Source organism: Vibrio ouci (genome assembly GCF_004551525.1).
GTDB classification, from domain to species: domain Bacteria; phylum Pseudomonadota; class Gammaproteobacteria; order Enterobacterales; family Vibrionaceae; genus Vibrio; species Vibrio ouci.
Map to the genome: position 1 here is coordinate 1 of NZ_SATR01000267.1, position 706 is coordinate 706.

The 706-nt window shown below is 45.3% G+C and carries 1 pseudogene; it reads right to left on the reverse strand.

The features are described 5' to 3' along the window. Window positions 1–406 precede the first annotated feature (406 nt). Window positions 407–706: pseudogene (locus ELS82_RS26585) on the reverse strand (hypothetical protein); the annotation flags it as partial.

Sequence of the window (706 nt, forward strand, 5' to 3'; positions counted from 1 at the left end):
CTACAAAACATAGCAAAGTTAGCTAAGAATCAAGAAAAACATACCGAGCAGCTAGCTAAATTAGAGGCTGTACTTGATGAGTGGCTTAAGCAAGCCAATTCCAATTAACTTTATAAAAGTATTAACAATAATTCTAAGGAGTAGGTGTGTCACGATCAACAGACCTCATCACCCAAGCAAAAGACCTGCAAATGGGCGCTGATTTAGACATCAGTTAACACAGGCTCATAATTACTCATTACCTAAATAAGCCATGATAAAACTTTCACACTTGGTAATACGTCACGGGGTATACCAACATAGCCATTTCGCGGCCAAGTAACACATCGCGAGTAAGATCCAAGTCTTTCGCGATGCGCATTCCCTCTATTTTGTCAGTCGCAATTGTTCCCTACCCCCTTTTGCCCTAAGGCCGAATCATCGTTCCACCATACGCATCAGCCAGCAGCGATTGGGATTTCAAGGCGTTGACCACATCATCCCGTTGCCTGTCGGTCAGCGGAAACCATCGGTTTTTCTGGAGCTTGGGATCGGACAGGATCTGCAGTAATGAACCGGGATTCAGTCTGGCGTTTCCATACGCCACCAGCTCAATAGGCTTTTGACACAGGGAACGCAGACAGCAAATGCATTGATCGACGTCTTTGGTAAAACACAGGTTATAGGCGTTCTGGCCATGGACTTTAACCAGGCACAGTACAGAGAC